Raw genomic sequence first — 25,483 nt, forward strand, 5'->3', positions numbered from 1 at the left:
CCGAATCATCCTCCATAGAATGAAATAGATAGGAAATATCTCCTAATTAATCATTAGTATTATAGTGGGAATTAGGCGTTAAGTCTATGTTTATCACTTAAAGATGTTCCAAAGAATATCAAATCTCGCTATAATATTTATCTAATCTGCATAATTCGACCTTCCTGCGTACAAATATACAACTCCCCGTCGGCATCCTCTCCGAACGAGGTAAGGTTCTCCTCTGACGCCAATAAGTCCAACACTTCCGCGGATCCGTCCTCCCGTTGCCGGAGCACCCAGATCGTGCCGGAACCGTAGTCGCCGAACACGTACCAGCCGGTCAAATCCGGCCGCGACTTCCCGCGATACACGTAGCCGCCCGTTACCGATACGCCCGCATCTCTGCCGTACGTGTAGATCGGCTGCTTCAGACCGTCCGTCTCGCAGTTTTCCTGCGGATTAAAGCATGCCGTTCCCTCTTGAATGCGCCAACCGTAATTGCCGCCCTTCTCCACGAGATCGATTTCCTCGTAGCGGTTTTGCCCGACGTCCGCCGTCCATAGCTTCCCTGTCGCCTCGTCGAAGCTGAATCGCCACGGGTTCCGAAGACCGTATGCGTATATTTCGGGCAAACCGTCCTTCAAGAAAGGATTGTCCGCGGGAAACCCGTACGATAACCCTTCCGCGAATCGATCGACGTCGATTCGCAATATTTTGCCGAGATAGCTGTTCAAGTTCTGCGCATTATTATGAGGATCTCCGGCGCTGCCGCCGTCCCCCGTCCCGATATACAAGTAGCCGTCCGGACCGAACGCCAACTGGCCGCCGTTGTGATTCGCGTAAGGCTGCTTGAACGTGAGCAATTGCTCCTCGCTCAACGGGTCCAAACGCTCGGGATCATCCGCGGGGGCATCGAACCGGGCAATAACGGTATGCGTCTTCGTCGTATAGTTCACGTAGGCTTTCCCCGGATCGTTCGGATGGAACGCCAAGCCGAGCAGTCCCTGTTCGTCGCCTTCCGCATAGACACGGTCCGAAATATCCAGGAGAACTGCCGGTTTATCCTTCGGACGATCGAGATTCATGCCGACGATACGCCCAGCTTGTTCGATTATGTAAATGTCGCGCGGATGATCTTTGCGAGTAGCGAAGCCGACGGGGCGTTCGAACGTCGTCTCGCCGAATAGCGCGTGCAGCGTAATGGCTTCGGGCGTTCCCGCCGCCTCCGTTGCCTCCGTTTCGGTCGGGCTCGCCGAAGTTGCAGGTGGCTCCGAAGAGGCGTCCGGGGTCGTTTCGTTCGTCCTTTTCGGTTCGTTCGATGCAACCGGTTCGCCGTCCCCCTTCGGCTCGTCCGATCCGAAGCATGCGGTCAAGCTGAGCGCGAGCAGCGCGCATACGAATATCAATTTCAGGAATTTCATTCCATCTCCCCCTTTTCCATGATTCTCGCATAGGGATCACAACCGCACAACAAAAAAAACCTACCCGTCATTTCGACGGATAGGCTTCCATTTTGCGCAGCGTCTCGCCGTACTCCCAGCTGCTGAAGTGATCTTCCCAGATGATATGGTACAGGTTATCGTGAACCTCCATAATAATACCCTTCGTGCCGTCCTTCAGAAACTCGACGCTATCCCCGATCTTCAACATGCGCTCTTCCCCTCTCACCCGAGTCGAAAAACGATGCCGTGCCCACCCTTAGGGTACACCCACTTGATGTTCTGATGCGGACACCCGATCCGGCAGCTTCCGCATTCGTGACAGCCCTCGTAACCGACGTGCATCCGGATATCTTCCCACTTGTACACCTCTGCCGGGCAGAAAATGGTGCATATTTTATCCGGGCAACTCGTCAAGCAGACGTTCGCGTCCATTACGTGCAAGTGAGACTGCGTATCCGCGTTGAACCTCAGCAAATACTGCTTCTCTTCAATGCTTGCGGCTTTACCTGCCGCAGACGGTTCACTCATCACTTCATCACTCTCCAAGCCCGATAAAAGTCTTTGGCTATTCTGAATTTCTGCCTAAAGTTGCCGATGTCGCGCCAAATCTTCTTCTGCTTCTCCCGTTTCGACGCTCCGTCGACCGTGAGCATCTGGCTGGCGGCGCGGTTCATCATCGGAATGTACTGCTCGAAGTATTGCGGGAACTTGTCGAAATGATGGGTGGCGTCCTTGTACTTCTTCATATCCTGCCCGACGAAGCTTCCCATGAGCGACTTGCGGTACTCATCCAGCGAAGCTTCCGAAAAATCCTCGCGCCCCTTGGCGGCGATAATCGTCTCCGCCGCAAGACGTCCCGACGTCATCGCCATGTTCGAACCTTCGCGGTGGATCGCGTTAACGAGCTGAGCCGCGTCTCCGACGACGAGCACGCCCGCGCCGACGACCTTCGGAATCGACTTGAAACCGCCTTCAGGAATCAAGTGGGCCAGGTACTCCTGCGGTTCGCCTCCTTGGATATAAGGTCTAATCATCGGATGCCGCTTGACGTACTCCATCAATTCGTATGGTTTTATCTTATGCTTGATAAGTCCGGATAGTAACGTTCCGACGCCGATGCTCAGCGTATCTTTATTCGTGTACAGGAATCCGGTGCCGAGAATGCCTTTGGTCGCGTCTCCGAACAGCTCGATCGTGCAGCCTTGGCCTTCTTCCAAGCTAAAGCGGTCCTCGATGATCTTCTTGTCCAGTTTCAAAATCTCCATCGTGGCGAGCGCGACTTCGTCCGGACGGAACTCCTTGTGGAAGCCGAGCGACTTGGCGAGCAGCGAGTTCACGCCGTCCGCGAGCACGACGACATCGGCCCTGATTTCTCCGTCTGGCCGGTCCGTACGCACGCCGACGACCTTGCCGTTCTCGACGATGCAGGATAGGACGACCGTCTCGCAGACGAGCAGCGCGCCTTGCTCCACCGCCTTCTGAGCGAACCACTGATCGAACTTCGCGCGGAGTACCGTGAAGTTGTTGAACGGCTCCTCCGCCCATTCCATCCCTTTGTAGGAGAAAGTGACCGCCGAAGCTTTGTCCATCATCATGAAGCGTTGCTCCACGATCGGTCGCTCAAGCGGCGCTTCCTTATGGAAGCCTGGCACGATGTCCTCCATCATTTTGCGATAGAGCACGCCGCCCATGACGTTTTTCGAACCCGGGTACTCGCCGCGCTCGATCAATAAGACGCTGACGCCTGCTTTCGCCAGCTCGTAAGCGCAGGCAATGCCCGCGGGACCAGCCCCGACTACGATCGCGTCAAACTTTTCCGGCATCGGCCAACTCTCCTTTCGTTAATGCGGTTTTGAAAGCTTCGATCAAGAGAGGCACGATGGCGAGCGCGTCCCCGACAATGCCGTAATGGCAACATTGGAAAATCGCCGCGTTAGGATCCTTGTTAATCGCGATGATGAGTCCGGAGTTTTGCATCCCTACGATATGCTGGATAGCTCCCGAGATGCCGATGGCGAAGTAGATCTTAGGCGTTACCGTGACGCCGGTCTGGCCGACTTGGTGGTGATGCTCGACCCATCCTGCTTCGACGACGTCGCGGCTTGCGCCCACCGCGGCCCCGATCGTCTCCGCGAGCCGATGTATAAGCTGGAAGCCTGCAGGTCCGCCGAGCCCTTTGCCGCCGGCGACGATAATATCCGCCTCGTCGATCCGCACGCGATGCGTCGTCGCGCGGACGATCTCCAGCACCTTCGTACGGATGTCTGCTTCCTCCAGCGGAATCGATTCTTCGATTACCGTTCCCGCGCGGCCGGGCTCGCGAGCGAGCGGCTTCATCACCTTCGCGCGAACGGTAGCCATTTGCGGTCTATACTTCTTGCATAAAATCGTCGCCATAATGTTGCCGCCGAACGCCGGTCGGCTAGCGAGCAGTAACCCGGTATCCGCCTCGACGTCGAGCTGGGTCGTATCCGCCGTCAGTCCGGTCGGCAAGTCCGTCGCCACCGCGCTCGCGAGATCTTTGCCGGTCGACGTTGCTCCATACAGCAAAATTTCCGGCTTATGCTTCTCCACGCAGGCCAAGATGGCACGCATATACGTCTCCGTTCGATAGTGACGATAGATCGGAGCATCGTACACGTATACGACGTCCGCCCCGTATTCGAACGCCTTCTTCGCAAGTGGCGTTACGTTATGCCCGACTAGTACTCCGGCCAATTGCGTGGTACGCTTGTCCGCCAATTGGCGTCCGGCTCCTAACAATTCTAGCGATACGGGTACGATTTCTCCGTCTTTTACTTCAAGGAATACCCACGTTCCTTTGTAATCGCTGAAGTCGCTCATTGCGTACCTCCTGTTGGCTGCTGGATAGCCGCCGGGGCGGTGAACAGCTCTTTACGCGTCAGCAGAACGTCCAGCAGCTGCGCGACTTGCTGCTGCGCCTCGCCTTCGAGCAGCTTGCCGCCTTGCGGCTTTTGCGGTGCCCAGACGGAGCTGACGATCGTCGGCGATCCTTTTAAGCCTAGCTGCGTCCGGTCGATGTCCGGCAAGTCGTTCACCGACCAGATGATCGGCTGATAACGTGCCGCCTTAAGCATATTCGGCATGGAGGAGTAAGGCACGTCGTTAATCTCTTTCTCTACCGAGAACAGACAGGGTAGCGTAGAGCGAATGACCTCATATCCGTCCTCGAGCTTCCGGTGCACGATGGTGTAGCCTTCCTCCCGGTTCACTTCCGCCACTTTGTTGACCGAAGTAAGGGGAGGCATGTCTAGTCTGCGGGCAATGCCCGGACCGACTTGGCCGGTATCTCCGTCGATCGTCATTTTGCCGCAGATGATAAGGTCGATCGGACGCACTTCCGCCGCGATTTTCTCCAGCGCCTTCGTCAACGCGTAGCTGGTAGCGAGCGTATCCGCGCCCGCGAACGCCCGGTCTGTAATCATGTACCCTTCGTCGGCGCCGATCTCGATGCACTTCTTGATCGCTTTCACCGCCGGCGGCGGCCCCATCGTCAATACCGAGACGACGCCTCCGTAACGGGCGCGCAATCGAACAGCTTCCTCCACCGCATGCGCGTCGTAAGGATTCAAGATGGCCGGCGCGCTGGAACGGTCCATCGTATTCGTCTTCGGGTTCATCTTGATGATCTTCGTATCCGGCACCTGTTTAATGCAGGCGACGATATGCAACATACGCTTCACCCTTTCGGCAGCCATGCGAACTATTCCGATGCTATCGATCACTCTAATATATTAGCGGTGTCGCGCGAACATGACTGGGTTTGTCCGATTGCGCATTCAACTGCCGGTTGAATGTTCCCTAAATTCAATCGCGAGGTTATTGTTCCCTCTAGCGCAATCCAATAGAATGGGGGTAATTAAGGAGCGTGAACGCGATGAAGCAGCAGCTCGCACGGAACATTAGCACTTACCGTAAAGAGAGAGGGTTAACGCAGGAGGAGCTCGCGCAAATTCTCGGACTGTCTTTTCAGGCCGTATCCAAATGGGAGAACGCACAGACGATGCCCGACATCTCGTTGCTTCCGGAGCTATCGAGGACGTTGCAGGTAAGCATCGATAAGTTAATGGGATACGTATCACAGCAAAAGCCGATTACGATCTATGAGGAAGAATACAAGACGGAGGACTATTACTGGGGTACGGAGCCGAACAGCGCCTGTTATGAAGTACTTCGGAAGATTCCTCCGACGAGGCGGCTGCGGTTGCTGGACATAGGCTGCGGGGAAGGGAAAGACGCGGTGTTTTTCGCGCGGAACGGTTACGAGGTAACCGCGTTCGACGTGACGGACGCCGGCGTCGAGAAGACGAAGCGGCTCGCCGATCAGGTCGGCGTACACGTCCATGCGTTCAAGGCGGACCTATTGGATTATCGTCTGGATACACCCTTCGATATTTTGTACTCCAGCGGCGTTCTGCACTATATGAAGCCGGAGTTCCGAGACGAGATTTTCGCTAACTATAAGCAGTTCACGAACGAAGGCGGCGCGCACGTCTTTAACGTATTCATCCAAAAGCCGTTCATCGCCCCGCCCCCCGAAAAAGAACCGAACGCTCACAAATGGTACTCCGGCGAACTGCTCGCCCACTATCGCGACTGGCTTATCCTGGACAGCTCGGAGATCGTGTTCGATTGCAACTCCTCGGGCATTCCTCACCAGCACGCGATGAGCAAGATTATGGCTCGGAAGGTGAGCGCACAAGGCAGGTAGAGTAGGGGTTACTGCATGAACAGCTCGGTTGCGGCGAAATAAGCACATATGGTGATGTTATTTCCTAGGAAATGATCGATTTCGACGATATTAGCACTCACATTCGCTGCCACAGATAACAAAAAAACTGCCCCAGAGCCATAGCTCTGAGGCAGTTTCTCTTTTTACCCGAAGATCGCGTCGATAACCGGTTTCGTATGTCCGCCTGGATAGCAGAGATACAAGAGCACGTATACCGTTACGCCGGTGATCGCGGTCGCGAACCAGATGACCGCCGTCTTGCGGCCCCACTTGCGATGCTTCGCGAAGCTTTTGCGGAACGCTAACGTCAGCGTCGTAATGCCGAATATCGCAGCTACCGTCGCAAGCACGATGTGGAACAGCAAGAAGACCAAGTAGATCTTCTTCAGACTTTCCGGCCCGTTAAACATCGTATTGCCGACGAAGATCGTACGCGACACGTAGATGATGAAGAACAAGGAAGCCGCGACGGCAGCCGCCAGCATCACTTTCTCATGCGCCTCGCGCTTGCCCTGAATAATAAGGCGCCAACCAATCGCTACCAAAATCCCGCTAAGCGCGATAAAGCTCGTACTGATTAATGGAAAAATATCGAATACCGACATGTAAGGTCACCGCTCCATCGCTACGTCTTTACTAATACAACTATAGCTATTGTACCTGCCCCGACGCCCTACTTCAACGGTTCGACACAGGCGTCACACATTGTTCATTCCTGCCGGATCGACGCCCGCAAGCTCCATGGACGGTTCGTCCTCGCTCGCACGCTCTCTGCGATACCATTGCATGAATACCATATACAAGGCGACCGCGTTCACGAATTCCTGCAGAAGCTTCATAATAATGCCGCCGAGCTGTTGATCGTCGTGCGCGCTCATCATATTGAAGAACGCCGGTCCATCGAACTTGCTTAACATAGCCGCCGGATCGCCGGATACGCAATAGCCCATCGCCTTAACCCACACCTGCGGATCGTTGTACACCGCGAACAAAGGATTTTCCGCGAAAATAATCATTACGCAAGCCGGCGTCAGCAGCAGCCCGCCCAAGAAAATATAGCCAAGCGTGATAAGCGGCGATATTCTTCTCCACTCCGGTACCGGCAAAAACACGTGCCACCACATAATGATCGAGGAGATGAGAAGCGCGATATAATACAGCCGGTGCACCGTAAAATGAGTCATGATCCAGTCGTGATTGTCCGGCATGTGATAGAACGAGAATAGCAGGATGAACAATGCCAAGCTTACGATCGGATTCATGAACACACGTAGCGGACGCCAGAATTTAAGTCCGAATATATTCCGCCACAACCAGTCCGGAATACCGAACAACAATAAAGGCGGAACGATCATGTACGAAACCGCCATATTCGTCATATGGAAAGTGAACATCAAATGGCCAAGCAAGCTAAGCGGGCCGCCTTGCGTCAAATAGATCAAGAACGCCGCCAGGATGAACGAGAATTGTCTGCCCCACGACACAGGCGTACTATCTTTGAACCGCAGTCTCCATGGCCCTACGACGAACGCGTACAAGACAATAACCGCCATCATGAACACCATGAACAACGGACTCCACAAATCGCGGAACGAGAAATATTGTAAACCCCACATCCGTTAGATCCTCCTTCCTAATAGCCTGCATTCATTAAAAAAAGAGAGGTCGGATTGTGGCCCGCCTCTCTGCGATTTAACTCCGTATTACCACCATACCCAATAGGTCGCCATAATAACCATCGTTATTACGATGAATACGCCGGTTAATATTGCGATGATCGGGAACACATGTCCGCGATCCTTCATGTGCATCCAGAACGCCATTTGTACGAAAACCTGTAAAATCGCCATCCCTACGATGATGATATACGTGAACGTCGTGTTGATTTCACCGGCGGCAACGGCCGCGAAAGCGATAATCGTAAGCGCTAGGGACATTACGAAAGCGACGATATGCTTCTTAGGCCCTTCCGTTCTGTGGCGCTTAGCTTCTTCGCCGGTAGCCGAATGGTTGCTCGACATGCGATTAGCCCACCTTTCCCATCAAGTAAACAACGGTGAAGATGAATACCCATACGACGTCGATAAAGTGCCAGTAGATCGCCGATACGTAAATTTTCGGAGCCGTAACGACCGTAAGGCCCTTTTTGTAAATTTGAGCGATCAACAATCCGATCCACAATACCCCGAACGCTACGTGAGCTCCGTGGAAGCCGACCAACGTGTAGAAGGAGGAGCTGAACGCGCTTGTCGTAAAGCCGTGGCCTTCATGCACGTAGTTCTTGAATTCGTAAATCTCGAGTCCAAGGAAGCAAAGTCCGAGCAAGATCGTGACGATCAGCCAGCCGACCATCGCTTGTTTCTTATGGCTATGCAGCGCTTGAACGGCGAACACGCTCGTCAAGCTGGACGTAAGCAAAATCATCGTTGCCGCGAATACCATCGGAAGCTCGAAGAGCTCGGAGGCATGCGGTCCATCCATTACGTTGTGGCGCAAAGCCAGGAACGCGGAGAACAAAGTTCCGAACAGGACGGTTTCCGCGCCGAGGAAGATCCAGAAGCCGAGAATCTTATTGCGGCCTTCCATCGTTGCTGTTTCCGGTTGGTGCGGCAATTGCCCTTCGGCGTGATCGTGTGCACTCATGCGTGTACCCCCTTATCCTGATCTTCCGGCTCGATATGGAAGCCGTGATCGTCGAATACGGAACGAAGGAACATGCCCGAGAAAGTGATCAACAGTCCAGCGCCGCCGACGAAGAGATTATCATACATAAATCCGTAGCCCGCGATGAACAATCCGATACTCATGTAAAGCGGCAGAATCGACGGCGAAGGCATGTGAATCGGGCCTACCGGCTCGGCCGGCGTCATAGCCGTCTTGCCTTCCATCTTTTCTTTCCACCAAGCATCGTATCCGCGTACGAGCGGAGTTTGCTTGAAGTTGTACTCCGGAGGCGGCGAAGGAATCGTCCACTCCAGCGAACGTCCATCTTCCCAAGCGTCGGCTGCCGCGTTGCGCGGTTTCGACCATGTGATGAAGATGTTAAGTAAGAACGCGATCGTACCGATGCCCATGAAGAACGCGCCGAAGGTACTGATCATGTTCATCGTATCGAAGCCTTGGTTAGGCAAGTACGTGAATACGCGACGCGGCATACCGAGCAAGCCAAGGAAATGCTGTACGAAGAACGTAAGGTGGAAGCCCGTAAAGAACGTCCAAAACGTGATTTTGCCGATACCTTCGTTAAGCATTCGTCCGAACATCTTCGGCCACCAGTAGTGCAAGCCGGAGAAAATACCGAAGATCAAGCCGCCGACGATAACGTAGTGGAAGTGAGCGACTACGAAGTAGCTGTCGTGATATTGGAAGTCCGCAGGCGCGGATGCCAGCATAACGCCGGTTACTCCGCCCATTACGAACGTCGGAATGAATCCGATCGCGAACAAGCTTGCCGTCGTGAAGCGGATCGATCCGCCCCACAGCGTGAACAGCCAGTTGAAGATCTTAACCCCGGTCGGTACGGCGATCAACATCGTGGCGATGGAGAACAGACCGTTCGCTACCGGACCAAGTCCCGTCGTGAACATGTGATGCGCCCATACCATGAAGCCCAGGAACGCGATCAGTACGGTCGCGAATACCATGGAGCTATAACCGAACAACCGCTTACGGGAGAACGTACTGACGACTTCGGAAATAACGCCGAACGCCGGCAAAATCAGAATGTATACCTCGGGGTGACCGAACACCCAGAAGATGTGTTCCCACAATACGGAGCTGCCTCCGTTGCCGGTTTCGAAGAAATTAGCTTCGAACAGCCGGTCGAACATCAAGGCGACCAAACCTACCGTGAGGACAGGGAATGCGAACACGATCAAAGCGGACGTAATGAAAATCGTCCATGTGAACATCGGCAACCGCATGAAGGACAACCCTGGCGCACGCATGTTGATGATCGTCGCCATGAAGTTAATACCCCCGAGCAGCGTACCAATACCCGCTATCTGAAGACCGATTACGTAATAATCGACCCCGTGCCCCGAGTTGAACGTCGGCCCGGCCAGCGGTACGTATGAGGTCCATCCCGCATCAGGCACGGCGTTCGCGAACCAGCTCAGGTTCAGCAGCACGCCCCCGAAGAAGAAGGTCCAGAATCCAAGCGAGTTCAGGAACGGGAACGCGACGTCGCGCGCGCCGATTTGAAGCGGAATAACCGCGTTCATCAGGGCGAACAGCAGCGGCATCGCCGCAAGGAAGATCATTGTAGTACCGTGCATCGTAATTAATTCGTTGAATGTGTCCCCGGAGACGACGTCGTTCATCGGCTTCATTAATTGAACCCGGATAACGATCGCTTCCAAGCCGCCGATCAGGAAGAAGAACAAACCTGCAATCATGTACAGAATGCCGATCTTCTTATGGTCGACGGTCGTCAGCCAATCCATCAAGCCCGTATATCGCTTGACCTTATGCGCGTGTGCGTGTGCAGACAAGACCGCGTACCCCCTTCAAAATTCCCGCATGATTATTGCTCGTAATTGAGCTTATATTCCGCCAAATATTTGGCGATGCCGTCGATTTGCTCCGGCGTTAAGCCGTTATCCGCCGCGCTAGGCATCATGGCGCCCGATTTGACGTCCTGCGGATTGTTAATCCATTTGCGCAGGTTGTCCTCGATAGGCGTTTCATCGTTGTACAAGATACCCGCGATCGTCTGACGTCCGCCGACGCCCGTCAAGTTAGGCGCTGTTTTCTCGCCCTTCTCCCCTACCGCGTGGCAAGACAAGCACTGCGCGGTGAACGTATCAGCGATTTCTTTGTCCGCAGGCATGACCGCAGGCGCTTTCATCGCCGCGATCCAACGATCGAAGGAGGCTGGACTAACCGCTTTCGCCTTGAAATCCATTAGCGCATGGGAAGGTCCGCAAAGCTCGGCGCACTTACCGCGGAACACGCCTTCATTCGGGAACTCCAAGTACATGCGGTTGTTCACGCCAGGGTTGTTATCCATCTTGCCGCCGATGGCCGGAATCCAGAAAGCATGCTTAACGTCAGCCGATGCAAGCTGGAACTCGACTTTTTTGCCGGTTGGCACGATCAATTCCTGCGCGGTCGTAATGCCGTAATCCGTATACTCGAATTCCCACCAATATTGATGCGCGGTCACTTTGACCTGGATAGCGTTTTTGTCGTTCGTGTAATCTTTCGCCAATCCGAAAACGTGCTGAATGGTCGGCACGCCCAGAATGAGAAGCAGCACGAGCGGAATCACGGTCCAAATAATCTCGAGCGTGTGATTGCCTTCGACTTGCTTCGGAATCGTCTTGTCGCCTTTGCGGCGGCGGAACTTGATCAAGACGTAAATACAGATGGCGAACACGACGACGACGACCAAAGCCATAATGCCAATGGATAGTTTCATTAAATTGTATTGCGTCTCAGCTACCGGCCCTTGCGGGTTCAGCGTCGAGAGGTCTTTTCTTCCGCAAGCCGACAAAATCAGCATTAAGCCAGCCATTAGCGGAAGCAGCCGTTTCATTGCGTGCCACCGATTCATCATATCAACCCCAATTTGACGTTTTCATAGATAGCCCAGAACGTTCGGCACTATCCATATGTACACGGATGTTGGACCAAACAACAAACGCTCTTAAAGCACTCTAATAAATATAAAGATTGTGCCGCCTTGTTGTCAATGTTCACAGGACAGTTCACAAATTGTTCTCAAAACTGTCAAAAACGCCGCCGTTATAAGGTTTTTGATCATTTTTAACCTCTGGGCTATCCCCCTCTGAACGGTTCACTCGAATAATCGTCTCGAGCGATTTCGACACGCTTCGAAATTCGTCCGTCTGTACTCTTTTTGCCATTCGCACCTGCTTTTATGTATGGGATACGCCGCATAGTTTTCCGCTAACGGTAAACGATATGCATAGCTAACCTGCGTATTCTCCGTCAACGATTCAGGAGGGATTCCAATGAGGTACTTTCGCCGCTTGCTCGCGCTGCTTGCCGCCGTCGCACTGATGACCATGCTCAGCGCCTGCAATTACAAAAGCCATTATCAGAAGAGCAATTATGATTACGCCAGCCGGGCCGCCAACGACCCGAAAATGACGCATGTGCGCTCGTACGGTAATACGACGGGTAATCCGAAACAGCATGAAAACAAATATTTCGAGTACAGCTCCGCCGTGTCCAACAAAGTCGCCGATCTGCCGGGCATTAATACGGCCATCGTATTTTTGACGGATAAGAACGCGTATGTCGGCATATTGACGGACTGGACGGCTACGGGCACTAGGGCTCGCGGCGGCCCGCGCGAACAAGATAATAGCGGCACGACCGAAGGCGTGTACAACGTCTCTAACGGCAGTTCCAAATGGGACAATCGTCAGGTGGCCACGCCTTACAACTCATACTTCTCCCATAAGGACTACACCGACTTGTCCACCGAGCTTCGTCAGGTTATCGGCAACACCGTGCGCGATATGCACCAACGCGTCGAGGAAGTCCATATTTCGGCCAACCGCGAATACGTTAACCAATCGCTCGAATTCGCCAAAGCGGCCTGGAGCAATAAGTCGCTTTCCGAGCTGACCCCGGCTTTCAACAGGCTCGTCCAATACACATTCGGATATGGAAACGCGATTCCGTTGCCTCTGAGCGACGGCATTACGTCCCAGAAACAACCGAATCGCTGAGCGACCGTCGACTTACTTATTTAGTTAAAATAAGCGGTCCGTCTTCGGTGATCGCGACCGTATGCTCGAATTGGGCGGCCCAGCCGCCCTCTTCCGTCATAATCGACCAACCGTCTTCCTTCATATAAATATCGGGAGAGCCGATCGTCAGCATCGGCTCTATCGTTATGACCATGCCTTCGCGCAACCGAACGCCTTTACCCGGATGTCCGACGAACGGAACTTCTGGAGGCTCGTGCATCGCTCTTCCGATGCCATGTCCGCCGAATTGGCTAATGACGCCATAGTTCCCGGTTTCCGCGATGAGGCGAACTTGCTCCGCCACGTCTCCGAGCGTTCGTTTCGGACGCGTCTGCGCGATGCCGTTCATCATGGCCCGATAAGCGGCCGCCCGCAGCCTCGCGTGCTCAGGCGATAGTTGGCCAACACCGTACGTCCAAGCCGTATCCGCCATCCAGCCGTTCCATTCCACTACGAAATCAAGCGTGACCAAGTCGCCGTCGCGAAGCGGCCGATCGTTAGGAAGGCCGTGGCAGACACAGTCATTAACGGCGGCGCATATCGCGTAAGGGTATCCGTGAAAGCCTTTTTGCGCCGGATACGCTCCCCGTTCCGTCATATAATCGTCCGCGAAATCGTTCAATTCCAACGTCGTAACGCCCGGCTTAACCCTTCGTCCCAAATCGCGGCGCAACTGCGCAGCCAATGCTCCAACGACGGCCATCTGGCCGATGTCCTCCCGAGATCGAATCGGGATCGCGCTCTTACCGCCCGCCACCGCATCTCCTCCCATGCTCAGGCTAACGTTCTTGCTTCTTGCCCTATTGTATGCGGGTTCGCGGGATGGACTAACATCGAATTTATTTGAAACGCGAAAAAAAGAACCGTCAAAATTCAAGACCGTCGGCCTTGAATTTGTCGGTTCAGCGTCCCTCGCCGCCACTCAAGAGGCGGGGGTATTTAACTTGACCAGTTCTCGTTCGACGAGTACGGTCAATTCGTCTTCGTAACCACCGGTAATTCTGTACTTGCGAATATAATCCTTCACGAACTTGCGCGGATCCTTGGGGCGGAAAATTCTAGTCAGTTCTCGCAAACTTTCTTGAACTTCGTTGTGGCTGCGTTTGGCCATGCAATTCCCTCCCAGCGGAATGGGTTCCGGATTAGCAAACCCCGGAACGGAATTCGTGTTGCGCCACCCGGAGAACCAATCGGGTTCATCCTGCACTTTATTCAATTCGGCTACCGCATGCCTGCGATAATAATATCCTGCATTCTCTGATTATACCATTTTACGGACAGGTGTTAAAGCCTAACCTTTGTAAACTGCCTGCCTATTATTTGGAAGCGGACGCTGGATTAATCGCCCGCTTTCACTTCGAATGAATGCGCCGCGCCGGACAACGAGAATCGGTCTCCGTCGCGCAGTTCGTACTGCTTGCCCGGCTCAAGTCGGATACCGCTAGCCAAGAAAGTACCGTTAGAAGACCCGTGATCCTCCAACAGGAACATCTTCGTCTCCGGATTATATCTCACCGTGCAGTGCCTGCGGCTCACTTCCCCAGCTTCATAGGGGAATACGACGCCGCACTGTATCGCGTCTCTTCCAATAAGCAGCCGGCGATCCATCAGCCTGTAACTAGCTCCCGCATGCTCGCCTTCGATGCCGCACAATCTCGGTTCGCCTTCCTGCGCCGGTTCTGCCGCAGCCACCTGCGCTAAAATCTGCGTAATTGGAATCGTATAGTCCGTTAGCGTATCTTCATCGTAACCGAATTCGGTACCCGACTCCTCGTCGTTCCACGGTTCCGCGTCCGGCTCGCCCGGCATGTCGGCATCCTCATTCATATCCGACCGCAATTGGCCGCCGATGATTTTGCCTTTCGCCGTCATTTGCAAAAAGGCGATGACCGCTACTATCGCTACCGCGATCCCGAGTCCTAATGCCGCGAGCAACGGCAACGTGCCTACGGTAACTTGCGCCTTGGAAGCGGTAATCGGTGCTGCCGCGACTTGCGCCGGCACGGACGTCAATCCGATCAACGCGACGGATGTCGTACGGATCGCCTTGCCTTCGCGAAGTAGTCGTCTACTCCGCAACTTGATGCGACCCCTCCCCTCTATTTCATTCTTATGCCTCTCCGTCAACGTGACCACCTCCGCCTCGACACGCGTCGCTTGGAAAATTGTAAACGCTTTCTTTATTATACAGCGTACAAAACTAATTTGCATCACATGACTTAGTATAGCTAAATAATACCTTCGCTTCAATCAACCAAATCCAAATTTTAGCATTAATTAAGGTTGTCCTCCCTCCTCCTTTAATTTGCGGCGCAGCACCTTCCCGACGATCGATTGCGGCAGGTCTGTCCTGAATTCGTATTCTCTGGGCACTTTGAAGGCGGCAAGCCGATCCCGACACCACCGGTCGAGCTGCATGGAAGACGCTTGCCAGCCTTCCTTGAGCACGATGTACGCCTTCACGGTCTCGCCCCGGTACTCGTCGGGCACCCCCAATACGGCAGCTTCCTTAACAGCGGGATGCTCGAACAGAATCTCTTCCACTTCTCTCGGATACACGTTGAATCCGCCGGCGATTATAACATCCTTCATCCTGTCCATAATCGTGAAAAATCCATCGTCGTCCATCGTGCCGAGATCTCCCGTTCTTAGCCACCCCTCCTTCAAAACTTTGGCGGTATCCTCCGGCTTTCCCCAATAGCCCGCCATCACTTGCGGACCCTTGGCCGCGACTTCCCCTAGCTGTCCGACGGGCAACGGCTCAAGACTATCCGGCCCGACGATCCTTACGTCCGTGTCGGGTAGCGGCACGCCGATCGTCCCGGATTTGCGCATGCCTCTGACCGGATTGACATGGATGACCGGGGACGCCTCCGTCAGCCCGTAGCCTTCGATTAATTTGCCTCCGGATAACTGCTCGAACCGATCCTGTACCTCGCGCGGCAAAGGAGCGGCCCCGCTTACGCATAGCTTAATAGATGCTAGATCGTTAACGTCTAAATCCGGATCGTTCATGATCGCGATATACATTGTCGGCGCGCCGGGGAACACCGTCGGTTTCCGTCGGCGGATCGTATCCAGCACCATCTTAAGGTTAAAACGGGGAACGAGCAGCATCGTGCCCGCCCGGTAGACGCTCTGGTTCAGCAAGGCGGTCAACCCGAACACGTGGAAGAGCGGCAACGCGGCTAAATATCGCTCGCTTCCTTGCTCCAGCCCCACGCACCACGTCGCGGTTTGCACCGTGTTGGCGATTAAGTTCGCGTGCGTCAGCATGACGCCTTTCGGAGTTCCCGTCGTCCCTCCCGTATATTGCAGCATCGCCAAGTCTTTCCCGGCGTCCACTTCCTCGCAGATTGCCGTTGACGCGTTTCGCCGAAGCCAACTAGACCATCGCAGCACGCCCGCCTTGCCGTATTTCACCTTCAGCTTCGGATGCTCCTTGCGCCGCTTGATCGGATAGAGCCAACTCTTCGGAAAAGGCAGCGCGTCGGAGAGAGAGGTTACGATAATCCGCTCCAGCTTCGTATCTTTCCTAGCTTCCTCGACGCGGGGCATGAGCAGATCGAGGACGACGAGCACGCTCGCCCCCGAGTCCGCCAGCTGATGATGCAGCTCGCGCTCGGTGTACAGCGGATTCGTCTGCACGACCGTCGCGCCGGCCATCAATGCGCCGTAATACGCAACGACCGCCTGCGGGCAATTCGGGAGCATAATCGCCACCCGATCGCCCTTGGCAAGACCGATCGCTTTTAGTCCGTTCGCCATTTTGCGGCATTGGCCGAGCAGCTCCGAATAATTCATCGTTCGACCGAGAAAATCCAACGCTTCATGGCGCGGATAATCGGCCGCCGCGTCGACCAGCAGCTGCGCGACATTCATCGCAGGGTAGGCGAGAGTAAGCGGTACGTCTAACGGATAATAACGGAGCCATGGCTTGTCGGTCGTCTCGCTCATGGAGATTCGCTCCTTAAATTTAGCATCCGACATATTGCTCGGCCGATATGACGCGGGCGGCGATTCGCCTGCGAAGCGCGATGACATCCCCCGGATCGAACTTCAAAAGCCGCTTCAGCACGGAAAGCTGCAGACGCAGCGCTTCTCCCGAAGCAAGACTAGCTAGCATGAGCCTTGCCCGCTGTCCGGCTTTCTCCAGCGCTTCTTCCGCGAACAGCGTAGTCATATCGATGGCGTTATCCGCGGCGGCACCGCGAAGTTCCGTCAGCTTGCGCGTCCGAAGCAACGCGCTCTCCAGCGCGTACAGCTCGATCATCGCATCCGCCAGCGAAGCGACGATCTCTTGCTCGCGATCCATTCTCAGCCCGTGGGTCTGGATGGCAAGTCCGCCGATCATGAGAAACACTTTCTTCAGCGCCGTTACGATCGCCGCCTGTCTGGCGAGCGGTTGATTCGATAGCGGTGCGGAAGGACCCGGAATCAGCAATTCCCGCTGCACTTCCTGCGCCCTCGCGATCAAAGGCAATTCCCCCTTCAGGGCTCGCCTGATCAAGGTCGCCGGGATGAGCAACCGGTTAATTTCGTTCGTTCCTTCAAAGATCCGGTTAATCCGCGAGTCGCGGTACAGCCTTTCGATTTTGTATTCTTGAATGTAGCCGCAGCCGCCATGAATTTGCACGCCCTCGTCGACTACGCGATCCATCGCCTCCGAGGCGAATACTTTGTTGATCGAGCATTCGAGCGCATACTCCGCGACCGCTTTCGCCACCTCTAACCCGTCGTCCGAGTTCACGCTTTTCAGCGATTCGTCGATAAGGCCTGCCGTACGGTACACCATGCTCTCCGTCACGAACGCATTGATGTTCATATCCGCCAGCTTTGCCGCGACGAGCGGAAACGAAGAAATCGGCTTGCCGAATTGCTTGCGCGTATTCGCGTATGCGGCCGATAGCTTGATCGCCTCCTTCATGCCGCCGATGCAGCCTGCCGCCAGCTTGAAGCGACCTATATTGAGCGTGTTGAACGCGATCAGATGACCTTTGCCGACTTCCCCTAGCAGATGGGTCGCGGGTACGGCGGCATCCTCGAAAAAGAGCGGCCGAGTGGACGAGCCCTTAATGCCCATCTTGCGCTCCTCCGGTCCGATCGAAAAGCCCGGCGTATCCCGTTCTACGACGAAAGCGCTGAATTGCGTGCCGTCCACCTTCGCATAAACGATGAAAATGTCGGCAAATCCGGCGTTCGTAATATATTGCTTGGAGCCGTTCAGCACATAGTGTGTCCCGTCCTCCGAGAGCACGGCTGTCGTGCGAGCCCCTAACGCATCCGAGCCTGAGCCCGGTTCCGTCAGGCAGTATGCGGCAATCCGCGTACCGGTCGCGATGTCGGGCAGCCAACGTTCTTTTTGCTCCGGCGTTCCGAAGAAGACGAGCGGCAGCGTACCGATTCCGGAGTGCGCGCCCGCCGATAACGCAAACGAGGATGCCGGCGACAGCGACTCCGAGAGCAACGTCGTACTCGTCTTATCGAGCCCGAGTCCGCCATATGCTTCGGGTATGTCGGCACCCAGCAGACCGATCTCTCCCGCCTTGCGCAACAGCTTGACGGTCAATTCGTAATCCAGCTTCTCGATCGCCGCGTCCTGCGGCGCGATATCCCGCTCGACGAACGCCCGTACGGCGTCCGCGAGCATACGCTGTTCTTCCGTGAAGTCCTCCGGCGTCACGACATGCTTCGGATCGGCATCCTCCACGATAAACCTTCCGCCTCCCCATAACGGCGCAGCCATCGCGAGCCACCTCCTTGTCTTGTTGCCCCTAGCCCCCATCTTGCAATAAAAAGCTTAGTTTAGATCGCTTCGAAGACGCCTGCCGCGCCCATCCCTCCGCCGATGCACATCGTCACGACGCCGTAACCTCCGCCAAGCCGCAGCAGCTCGTGCAACAAAGTAACCGTAAGCTTCGCTCCGGTGCAACCGAGCGGATGGCCAAGCGCGATCGCGCCTCCGTTCACGTTCACTAGCTCCGGATCGATTTCCAAGCGGTCAATGACGGGGATGCATTGCGCGGCGAACGCCTCGTTGATTTCCCATAGCGACACTTGCTCGGTTGAAAGGCCAGCCAGCTTCAAAGCTTTCGGAACCGCTTCGATCGGTCCGAGTCCCATCACCTCCGGCTGTAGACCGGCAACGGCATACGAGCGGAAAACGGCGAGCGGCTGAACATTGAGCTGCTCCGCCCTCTCCCGGCTCATGAGCACGAGCGCCGCGGCGCCGTCGCTGTAAGGCGACGAATTACCCGCGGTCACAGTGCCATTAATAGAGAAAGAAGGCTTGAGCGCCGCAAGCTTCTCGTAGCTCGTGTCCGACCGCACGCATTCGTCCGCGGCAACGTTGCCGTACGGTAAAATTTCGTCCGCGAACCTTCCGCTCTCAACGGCGGCCGCCGCCTTCTTGTGGCTTTCCGCTGCGAACCGATCCTGCATTTCCCTTGTCACCCGGCATCTGCGGGCGACCAATTCCGCCGTGTGGCCCATGCCCATGTATGCGGCGGGAAGCTTCTCCAGCAACCCGGGGTGCGGAGACAGCCTAAAGCCGGTCATCGGGACCCGGCTCATGCTCTCCACGCCTCCGGCTACCACGACTTCAGCCGAGCCGCCGGCGATATACGACGCCGCTTGCGCGATAGCTTGCAAGCCGGACGCGCAAAATCGGTTAACGGTGACCGCCGGTACCGTAACGGGGAACCCGGCATGCAGCACGATGTGCCGGGCAACGTTAAGCCCTTGGTCACCCTCGGGCATCGCGCAGCCCATGACGACGTCGTCCACGTCGCCCGGCGCCAAGCCGGGGACGCGAGCTACCGCTTCCCGAAGCACGGCGGCGGCGAGATCCTCCGGACGCGTGTCGGCAAAGCCGCCTTTCCTTCCCCGCCCGACCGCCGTCCGAACGGCCGACACGATCACCGCTTCCCTCATCGCGATCCCTCCCTTCGTCGGAACTAGGTTTCTTGTGGTGTGCTTGCCGCCTCAACGGTCTGTTGGACCGTTGAGGCGGCGAAAACTGGCTCGTGTGTTGCTTCAGCGGTCTGTTGGACCGTTTAGGCGGTTGAGATCGGTTAGTGTGTTGCTTCAGCGGTCTGTTGGACCGTTGAGGTGGTGGAGATTGGTTAGTGTGTTGCTTCAGCGGTCTCCCAGACCGTTGAGGTGGTGAAAGCTAGTTTGTTTGATGCTTCAGCGGTCTCCCAGACCGTTGAGGCGGTTGAGATTGGTTAGTGTGTTGCTTCAGCGGTCTGTTGGACCGTTGAGGCGGCGAAAACTGGCTCGTGTGTTGCTTCAGCGGTCTGTTGGACCGTTTAGGCGGTTGAGATCGGTTAGTGTGTTGCTTCAGCGGTCTGTTGGACCGTTGAGGCGGTTGAGATCGGTTAGTGTGTTGCTTCAGCGGTCTGTTGGACCGTTGAGGCGGCGAAAACTGGCTCGTGTGTTGCTTCAGCGGTCTGTTGGACCGTTGAGACGGTGGAGATTGGTTTGTGTGTTGCTTCAGCGGTCTGTTGGACCATTGAGGCGGTGAAAGCTAGTTTGTTTGATGCTTCAGCGGTCTCCCAGACTGTTGAACTCTTTAACTATTCACGTTCAATCCCTCTAACCTCGCCAGACACCGCTACAGCTCCCAACTCCACACACTCTCCGCCCTAACCTCGCCATAAACCGCTACAGCTCCCAACTCCGCACTTTCATCCCTCTAACCTCGCCAGACACCGCTACAGCTCCCAACTCCACACACTCTCCGCCCTAACCTCGCCATAAACCGCTACAGCTCCCAACCCCACACTTTCGCCGCTGTAACCTCGCCAGACACCGCTACAACTCCCAACTCCACACACTCGCCCCTCTATCCTCGCCAGACACCGCTACAGCTCCTAACTCCACACACTCGCCGCTCTAACCTCGCCAGGCACCGCTACAACATCAAACTCCGCACTTTCATCCCTCTAACCTCGCCAGACACCGCTGCAGCTCCTAACTCCACGCTTTCGCCGCTGCAACCTCGCGAGAAACCGTTACAGCAGCTAGTTGCGAAGAGGCTTACCTGTTGCCAGCATGTGCCGCATGCGATCTTGCGTTAACCGCTCGCCGCACAAGCTGAGGAACGCTTCGCGCTCCAGATCGAGCAGACGCTGCTCGTCGACGACCGTGCCTGCCGGAACGTCTCCGCCCGTCAGTACGTCCGCCAGTTTGCCGGCGATTTTCACGTCATGCTCGGAAATATAGCCCCCTCTGCGCATCGATTGAACGCCAAGCTTCAGCACCGCCGCGGCATCCCGCCCGCCTACGGCGATCTTCCGATTCCCACCCGGCGACGCGTAACCGAGCCGATCCAGCTCGAGCACCGCCCGTTTCGCTTCGGCGATCCGCGACTCTTCCCGTACGACGACCGTGTCTCCCGGCCGCCAGTACCCGAGACGCTTCGCATGATAGGCGCTCTCCGACACTTTGGCCATGGCGATCGTCTCGAACAGCGCGACGATCGGCTGCCGAACGTCGTCAAGGTTCGCCGCTTCCGCCCGATCCTGCGCAAGCGCAGCCGCTGCCAAGCAGCCTCCTCCCGCCGGAAGGAGTCCGACGCCCGTCTCCACGAGGCCAAAATACGTCTCCGCGGAAAATACGATCCGATCCGCGGGCAAGCAAGCTTCCACTCCTCCCCCGAGCGTCATCCGGTGCGGCGCGGCAACGACAGGCCGCGCCAGCGTCCGAAGACCGCGCATGCTGTCCTGAAAATCGCGAATGATAAGGTCGATTTCCTCCCATTCTTCGTTCTCGGCTTCCATCAAGAGCAGCATCAGATTGGCGCCCACGCAAAAATTGCGCCCTTCGTTGGCAAGCACGAGCCCCCGCCAGTTACTGTCCGTCTCCCGAACGGCCCGCCTAATCGCCGCAAGCACGCCCGGTCCGATCGCGTTGCTCTGCGAATGGAACTCCAAGCACGCTACTTCGTCGCCCAAATCGATTAAGCTTGCACCGTCACCTGCGAATACGACCCGTCCGCTTTCCTTAAGCCGTCGCAACGAAATATCGTCCGGCGGCTCCTCCACCACCTTGTATTCGCCTTTCACGTAGTTAAACAGCTTGCCGTCCTTGCTGGAGTAGAACGTCTTCAAGCCTCGATCGAGCAAAGCGGCGACGGGCGCGGGAACAGCTTTGCCGCGTTCTTCAAGCGCGCTCGCAAGCACCTCCAAGCCTAGAGCGTCCCACGTCTCGAACGGCCCCTGCTCCCAATTGAAGCCCCATCGCATCGCTTGGTCGATTTCGCTTGCCGTATCCGCGATTTCTCCGAGCTTCTCCGCCGCATACTGAAGCGAAGCTTCGATCACGTCGTGGGCGAAAGCCGCCAGTCGGTCCTCGTCCGCAGCTTGCATGATCGCCCGCAGCTTGCCAGTCGTTCCTTTGGCCAATTTGGCCGCGTCTATGAACGAGGATTTCACCCCTACTCTTGGCGCATAGGTCATGGATGCGGGGTTTAACGCCTGAATGCGGTCGCTTCCCTCCTTCGCGTAGTTGTCTTTGCGGTAAAAGCCGCAACCGCTCTTATCGCCTAACCAGCCCCGGGAGACCAGTTCCTCGATGAGAGGCGGCGCGGCGAACGCGGCTGCCTCGAGTGCGTCGTCCGTCTGCTCGCGTACGTTGCGGCAGACATGCAGGAACGTATCCAGTCCGACGATATCCAGCGTGCGGAACGTCGCGCTTTTTGGCCGCCCCATCAGCGGCCCGGTAACGGCATCCACCTCCTCGACGGAAAGTCCATGCTTCTCCATCGCCCGCAAAGTGGCGAGCATCGCATACGTGCCGATCCGGTTAGCGATAAAATTGGGCGTATCTTTAGCGATAACGACCCCTTTGCCGAGCCGATCCCGGCAAAAAGTAGCCACCTCCTTGACCAGAGTAGGGTCCGACTTACTGCAAGGCACGACTTCCACAAGCTTCATATAACGAGGAGGATTGAAAAAATGCGTGACGACCGAGTAGCTGCGCATCTCTTCCCCGCACACCGAGACGATCGCATCGATCGACAAGCCCGACGTATTGCTGCTGACGACGATCCCCGGCTTCCATACCGAGGCGATTTTGCCCCATACTGCGTGTTTCACTTCGAGCCGTTCCGATACCGCTTCGATTATCCAATCGCAGCTAGCGAGCACGGCGAGGTCCTTATCCAAATCCCCCGCCGTTATCCGCGAGACGAAGGCAGGGTCATAAAGCGGCGCGGGCTTCGTCTCCTTCAGCTTCGCGATCCCCCGATCCGCCAGCCCTTCCAAATCGAGCAGCATACAAGGGATGCCCGCGTTGGCCAGATGGGCGGCGATTGCCGACCCCATTACGCCCGCTCCGATGACCGCCGCTTTTCGCACGTTCCACACCACGCATCACCCCTCCCGTTTACGCATCGGGAACACCGACATCGCGAGCAGCTCCGCCACGTCCAGCGCGGTCGTCCGCTCCTCGGCGCCATGCAAGCGCACCCCTTCTTCCATCATCGTCAAGCAATACGGACAAGACGATCCGATCAGATCCGCCCCGGTTTCCAACGCCTGCGCCGTTCTTACTACGTTCACCCTACGACCCGGCTCTTCCAGCCACATTCTTCCGCCGCCCGCGCCGCAGCACAGTCCTTGCTTGCCGGATCGCGCCATCTCGGCCACCTTCAACCCCGGAATCGCCGATAAAATCGCCCTTGGCGCCTCGGTCACTCCGTTATATCGCGCCAAATAACAAGAATCGTGCAGCGTCATCGTCCGCGCGACGGGCTGTCGCGGAGCAAGCCGTCCTTCGGCTAGCAACTCCGCAAGCAGTTCCGTATGGTGCTTCACCTCCCCGTCGAACCCGAAATCGCGATATTCGTTGCGGAAAAGATGATACGTATGCGGGCAAGTCGTAACGATTCGTTTTATGCCATAACGCCTGAACGTCTCGATGTTGCTCCTGCAAAGCTCTTGAAACAAATATTCGTCGCCTAGCCGTCTAGGCGTATCTCCCGAATTGCGTTCCTCGGCACCCAGCACCGCGAACGATACGCCGGCCTCTCGCAACAGTCGGGCGAACGCGAAGGTGACGCCTCTGGCGCGCAAATCGTACGCCCCCATGCTTCCGACCCACCATAACCATTCCGGCTTCGGATTGTCGCGGATCGTCGGAACTCGCCAGCCCTCGCGAGCCGCGAAAGCATCGAGCCAAGCTGCCCGTTCTTGACGGGGAAAACCCCATGGATTGCTCTGGCGATCTATGTTTTGCAGCGTTTTTTTGGCTTCGGCCGGCATTCTGCCTTCGGTCAACACGAGGTACCTGCGCATCTCGACGAGCGGCGTAAGCTGGTGATTGCCTACCGGACAACTCTCCTCGCAAGCGCGACAAGTCGTGCACGCCCACAGCTCCTGCTCCGTAATGACGTCTCCGATCAATGACGGCTCCGCAGAGGACGAATCGCTTATCATCCAGCTCTCCGATTGCCACGTCATCGTCTGCCGAATATCCATGGTCGACGAGGAGGATGGCAATGGCATCGCCGCGCTAGGACTGAATATTTTGCCTTTGGCGAGCAGCGTATCCCGTAGCTTCGTCATGAGATGCATCGGGGACAGCCCTTTATCCGTATTCGCAGCCGGACACGCGTCCGTGCAACGTCCGCATTCCACGCAAGCGAACAGATCGAGCCTCGTCGCGCGCGTCAAATCGGCGATCTCGTTCATACCGAATTTCTCCGACGTCTCATCTTCCAAATCCAGCGGCGCCATCTTCGGCGGCCCGCCCGGCCGGAACAACCAGTTCACGGGGGCGGTCAACAGGTGAAAATGTTTCGATAACGGCACGTAAACGAGAAATCCGAGCAATAGAGTCAGATGAGCCCACCATGCGGCTTCATAGCCATTGCGTATCCAATGGGCGTTACTAGAGATTTCTTGTAATGCTGAGGCCAACGCGGAAGACAAGGGAGCCATAGCCGAAGCTTCCTCTTTTCCCTCGCGCAACCGGTCGAACGCCAGGGTAAGCGCTACCGAAACCATTAACGCCGTAATCCAGATCAACACAAGAGCGGGTTTCCAGCCTTTCGGCAGACGGGAAAGCCTTCGGACGTAGCGCCGGTAAGCCGCGTAAGCGACGGCTAATAAGATCAGCACGACAGTCGTCTCTTGAAGGAACGCGAACCAGGAGCGATCCGCAAGCGGCAGCGAGCGATCGGTTAATCCTTTAAAAATAATCTCGAGCGCGCCTAGCTGCAGCACGATAAACCCGTAAAACAACACGAGGTGCATGAGCCCGCTCCTGCGATCCTGCAATAACCTTCGATGTCCGAACACTTGACCGCCCGCAACCGCCGTTCTTTGCCAAGACAGCTTCATGCGCCCGTCGGGCTTGCCAGCCATAATAAGCCGAACGCGACCGGCCACGATCCAAGCGAAGCAGCCGACGCCGCACAACGTAACCGCCACGAAAATCCACCCGTTAATCGTGCCCATCACCCCGCTTCCCTCGAAGCCGCGTATCTTCTGAACCGGGACCTCCCGTCATAAGATGGAGTAGAAGCTGTTGCCTTCCTTTACTCGTAAATTTATTCGCCTGCCGCCCTCCCATAT

General features: G+C 56.1%; 22 protein-coding genes. 2 read left to right on the forward strand and 20 right to left on the reverse strand.

The window, feature by feature from the left end; translation table 11 throughout:
- Positions 1-137: 137 nt before the first annotated feature.
- The 6 genes from ACFPQ4_RS18870 to ACFPQ4_RS18895 all read right to left on the reverse strand — a co-directional run bounded on the left by ACFPQ4_RS18870 (position 138) and on the right by ACFPQ4_RS18895 (position 5,119).
- Positions 138-1,403 (reverse strand): PQQ-dependent sugar dehydrogenase, encoded by a 1,266-nt coding sequence (locus tag ACFPQ4_RS18870; protein ID WP_378113449.1) that lies wholly within the window; start codon positions 1,401-1,403, stop codon positions 138-140.
- A 67-nt stretch (positions 1,404-1,470) separates the two neighbouring features.
- Positions 1,471-1,632: a hypothetical protein gene (locus ACFPQ4_RS18875; protein WP_378113450.1), complete on the reverse strand. Its 162-nt coding sequence runs from the start codon at positions 1,630-1,632 to the stop codon at positions 1,471-1,473.
- Between the two features lie 14 nt (positions 1,633-1,646).
- The gene (locus tag ACFPQ4_RS18880; RefSeq protein WP_378113451.1) at positions 1,647-1,952 is read right to left on the reverse strand and encodes a ferredoxin family protein; all 306 of its coding nucleotides are present in this window, start codon (positions 1,950-1,952) and stop codon (positions 1,647-1,649) included.
- Positions 1,952-3,247, reverse strand: coding sequence for an FAD-dependent oxidoreductase (locus ACFPQ4_RS18885; protein ID WP_378113452.1), 1,296 nt, complete (start codon positions 3,245-3,247; stop codon positions 1,952-1,954). The genes ACFPQ4_RS18880 and ACFPQ4_RS18885 overlap by 1 nt, the downstream gene beginning before the upstream one ends.
- Complete coding sequence (locus ACFPQ4_RS18890) at positions 3,231-4,268, reverse strand: electron transfer flavoprotein subunit alpha/FixB family protein (protein ID WP_378113453.1); 1,038 nt, start codon at positions 4,266-4,268, stop codon at positions 3,231-3,233. The genes ACFPQ4_RS18885 and ACFPQ4_RS18890 overlap by 17 nt, the downstream gene beginning before the upstream one ends.
- Positions 4,265-5,119, reverse strand: coding sequence for an electron transfer flavoprotein subunit beta/FixA family protein (locus tag ACFPQ4_RS18895; RefSeq protein WP_378113492.1), 855 nt, complete (start codon positions 5,117-5,119; stop codon positions 4,265-4,267). The genes ACFPQ4_RS18890 and ACFPQ4_RS18895 overlap by 4 nt, the downstream gene beginning before the upstream one ends.
- 203 nt (positions 5,120-5,322) lie before the next feature.
- On the opposite strand from ACFPQ4_RS18895, the gene ACFPQ4_RS18900 reads away from it, so the two are divergent.
- Positions 5,323-6,156, forward strand: coding sequence for a helix-turn-helix domain-containing protein (locus ACFPQ4_RS18900; protein WP_378113454.1), 834 nt, complete (start codon positions 5,323-5,325; stop codon positions 6,154-6,156).
- Positions 6,157-6,320: 164 nt separating this feature from the next.
- Here the strand turns inward: ACFPQ4_RS18900 and ACFPQ4_RS18905 are convergent, their stop codons facing one another.
- The 6 genes from ACFPQ4_RS18905 to coxB all read right to left on the reverse strand — a co-directional run bounded on the left by ACFPQ4_RS18905 (position 6,321) and on the right by coxB (position 11,737).
- Entirely contained in the window at positions 6,321-6,782 is a 462-nt protein-coding gene (locus ACFPQ4_RS18905; protein ID WP_378113455.1) for a DUF420 domain-containing protein, read from the reverse strand.
- Positions 6,783-6,875: 93 nt separating this feature from the next.
- Positions 6,876-7,793 (reverse strand): cytochrome c oxidase assembly factor CtaG, encoded by a 918-nt coding sequence (ctaG, locus tag ACFPQ4_RS18910; RefSeq protein WP_378113456.1) that lies wholly within the window; start codon positions 7,791-7,793, stop codon positions 6,876-6,878.
- 87 nt (positions 7,794-7,880) lie between these two features.
- On the reverse strand, positions 7,881-8,198 hold the full coding sequence (locus ACFPQ4_RS18915; protein ID WP_378113457.1) for a cytochrome C oxidase subunit IV family protein: 318 nt from the start codon (positions 8,196-8,198) through the stop codon (positions 7,881-7,883).
- A 4-nt stretch (positions 8,199-8,202) separates the two neighbouring features.
- Positions 8,203-8,820, reverse strand: coding sequence for a cytochrome (ubi)quinol oxidase subunit III (locus tag ACFPQ4_RS18920; protein ID WP_378113458.1), 618 nt, complete (start codon positions 8,818-8,820; stop codon positions 8,203-8,205).
- A complete protein-coding gene (ctaD, locus tag ACFPQ4_RS18925; RefSeq protein WP_378113493.1) occupies positions 8,817-10,622 on the reverse strand; it encodes a cytochrome c oxidase subunit I in 1,806 nt (601 codons plus the stop codon). Before ctaD ends, ACFPQ4_RS18920 begins: the two co-directional genes overlap by 4 nt.
- A gap of 80 nt (positions 10,623-10,702) precedes the next feature.
- Positions 10,703-11,737, reverse strand: a complete 1,035-nt coding sequence (gene coxB, locus ACFPQ4_RS18930) for a cytochrome c oxidase subunit II (protein WP_378113459.1) — start codon at positions 11,735-11,737, stop codon at positions 10,703-10,705.
- A gap of 418 nt (positions 11,738-12,155) precedes the next feature.
- On the opposite strand from coxB, the gene ACFPQ4_RS18935 reads away from it, so the two are divergent.
- Positions 12,156-12,881 (forward strand): YhcN/YlaJ family sporulation lipoprotein, encoded by a 726-nt coding sequence (locus ACFPQ4_RS18935; RefSeq protein WP_378113460.1) that lies wholly within the window; start codon positions 12,156-12,158, stop codon positions 12,879-12,881.
- A 16-nt stretch (positions 12,882-12,897) separates the two neighbouring features.
- Here ACFPQ4_RS18935 and map read toward each other — a convergent pair whose 3' ends face one another.
- The 8 genes from map to ACFPQ4_RS18975 all read right to left on the reverse strand — a co-directional run bounded on the left by map (position 12,898) and on the right by ACFPQ4_RS18975 (position 25,366).
- Positions 12,898-13,659 carry a type I methionyl aminopeptidase gene (gene map / locus ACFPQ4_RS18940; protein ID WP_378113461.1) on the reverse strand — a complete coding sequence of 254 codons (762 nt, stop codon included), beginning with the start codon at positions 13,657-13,659 and terminating at the stop codon, positions 12,898-12,900.
- Between the two features lie 165 nt (positions 13,660-13,824).
- Entirely contained in the window at positions 13,825-14,013 is a 189-nt protein-coding gene (locus ACFPQ4_RS18945) for a hypothetical protein (RefSeq protein ID WP_378113462.1), read from the reverse strand.
- A gap of 227 nt (positions 14,014-14,240) precedes the next feature.
- A complete protein-coding gene (locus ACFPQ4_RS18950; RefSeq protein ID WP_378113463.1) occupies positions 14,241-14,981 on the reverse strand; it encodes an FHA domain-containing protein in 741 nt (246 codons plus the stop codon).
- Positions 14,982-15,179: 198 nt separating this feature from the next.
- Entirely contained in the window at positions 15,180-16,859 is a 1,680-nt protein-coding gene (locus ACFPQ4_RS18955) for a long-chain-fatty-acid--CoA ligase (RefSeq protein ID WP_378113464.1), read from the reverse strand.
- A 19-nt stretch (positions 16,860-16,878) separates the two neighbouring features.
- Positions 16,879-18,648: an acyl-CoA dehydrogenase family protein gene (locus ACFPQ4_RS18960; protein ID WP_378113465.1), complete on the reverse strand. Its 1,770-nt coding sequence runs from the start codon at positions 18,646-18,648 to the stop codon at positions 16,879-16,881.
- Positions 18,649-18,707: 59 nt separating this feature from the next.
- Positions 18,708-19,835 (reverse strand): thiolase family protein, encoded by a 1,128-nt coding sequence (locus tag ACFPQ4_RS18965; RefSeq protein ID WP_378113466.1) that lies wholly within the window; start codon positions 19,833-19,835, stop codon positions 18,708-18,710.
- A 1,091-nt stretch (positions 19,836-20,926) separates the two neighbouring features.
- Positions 20,927-23,275, reverse strand: a complete 2,349-nt coding sequence (locus ACFPQ4_RS18970; RefSeq protein WP_378113467.1) for a 3-hydroxyacyl-CoA dehydrogenase/enoyl-CoA hydratase family protein — start codon at positions 23,273-23,275, stop codon at positions 20,927-20,929.
- A gap of 3 nt (positions 23,276-23,278) precedes the next feature.
- On the reverse strand, positions 23,279-25,366 hold the full coding sequence (locus tag ACFPQ4_RS18975) for a (Fe-S)-binding protein (RefSeq protein WP_378113468.1): 2,088 nt from the start codon (positions 25,364-25,366) through the stop codon (positions 23,279-23,281).
- Between the last annotated feature and the right edge of the window lie 117 nt (positions 25,367-25,483).

Source organism: Cohnella yongneupensis, assembly GCF_042655785.1.
GTDB classification, from domain to species: Bacteria; Bacillota; Bacilli; order Paenibacillales; family Paenibacillaceae; genus Cohnella; species Cohnella yongneupensis.

Coding starts and splice junctions, on each gene's coding strand:
- ACFPQ4_RS18890 (WP_378113453.1), bottom strand. CDS start 4,268: ATGAGCGACTTCAGCGATTACAAAGGAACGTGGGTATTCCTTGAAGTA.
- ACFPQ4_RS18880 (WP_378113451.1), bottom strand. CDS start 1,952: ATGAGTGAACCGTCTGCGGCAGGTAAAGCCGCAAGCATTGAAGAGAAG.
- ACFPQ4_RS18920 (WP_378113458.1), bottom strand. CDS start 8,820: ATGAGTGCACACGATCACGCCGAAGGGCAATTGCCGCACCAACCGGAA.
- ACFPQ4_RS18885 (WP_378113452.1), bottom strand. CDS start 3,247: ATGCCGGAAAAGTTTGACGCGATCGTAGTCGGGGCTGGTCCCGCGGGC.
- ACFPQ4_RS18965 (WP_378113466.1), bottom strand. CDS start 19,835: ATGAGGGAAGCGGTGATCGTGTCGGCCGTTCGGACGGCGGTCGGGCGG.
- ctaD (WP_378113493.1), bottom strand. CDS start 10,622: ATGGATTGGCTGACGACCGTCGACCATAAGAAGATCGGCATTCTGTAC.
- ACFPQ4_RS18975 (WP_378113468.1), bottom strand. CDS start 25,366: ATGGGCACGATTAACGGGTGGATTTTCGTGGCGGTTACGTTGTGCGGC.
- coxB (WP_378113459.1), bottom strand. CDS start 11,737: ATGATGAATCGGTGGCACGCAATGAAACGGCTGCTTCCGCTAATGGCT.
- ACFPQ4_RS18945 (WP_378113462.1), bottom strand. CDS start 14,013: ATGGCCAAACGCAGCCACAACGAAGTTCAAGAAAGTTTGCGAGAACTG.
- ACFPQ4_RS18915 (WP_378113457.1), bottom strand. CDS start 8,198: ATGTCGAGCAACCATTCGGCTACCGGCGAAGAAGCTAAGCGCCACAGA.
- ACFPQ4_RS18895 (WP_378113492.1), bottom strand. CDS start 5,119: ATGTTGCATATCGTCGCCTGCATTAAACAGGTGCCGGATACGAAGATC.
- ACFPQ4_RS18905 (WP_378113455.1), bottom strand. CDS start 6,782: ATGTCGGTATTCGATATTTTTCCATTAATCAGTACGAGCTTTATCGCG.
- ctaG (WP_378113456.1), bottom strand. CDS start 7,793: ATGTGGGGTTTACAATATTTCTCGTTCCGCGATTTGTGGAGTCCGTTG.
- ACFPQ4_RS18875 (WP_378113450.1), bottom strand. CDS start 1,632: ATGTTGAAGATCGGGGATAGCGTCGAGTTTCTGAAGGACGGCACGAAG.
- ACFPQ4_RS18935 (WP_378113460.1), top strand. CDS start 12,156: ATGAGGTACTTTCGCCGCTTGCTCGCGCTGCTTGCCGCCGTCGCACTG.
- ACFPQ4_RS18955 (WP_378113464.1), bottom strand. CDS start 16,859: ATGAGCGAGACGACCGACAAGCCATGGCTCCGTTATTATCCGTTAGAC.
- ACFPQ4_RS18870 (WP_378113449.1), bottom strand. CDS start 1,403: ATGAAATTCCTGAAATTGATATTCGTATGCGCGCTGCTCGCGCTCAGC.
- ACFPQ4_RS18900 (WP_378113454.1), top strand. CDS start 5,323: ATGAAGCAGCAGCTCGCACGGAACATTAGCACTTACCGTAAAGAGAGA.
- ACFPQ4_RS18960 (WP_378113465.1), bottom strand. CDS start 18,648: ATGGCTGCGCCGTTATGGGGAGGCGGAAGGTTTATCGTGGAGGATGCC.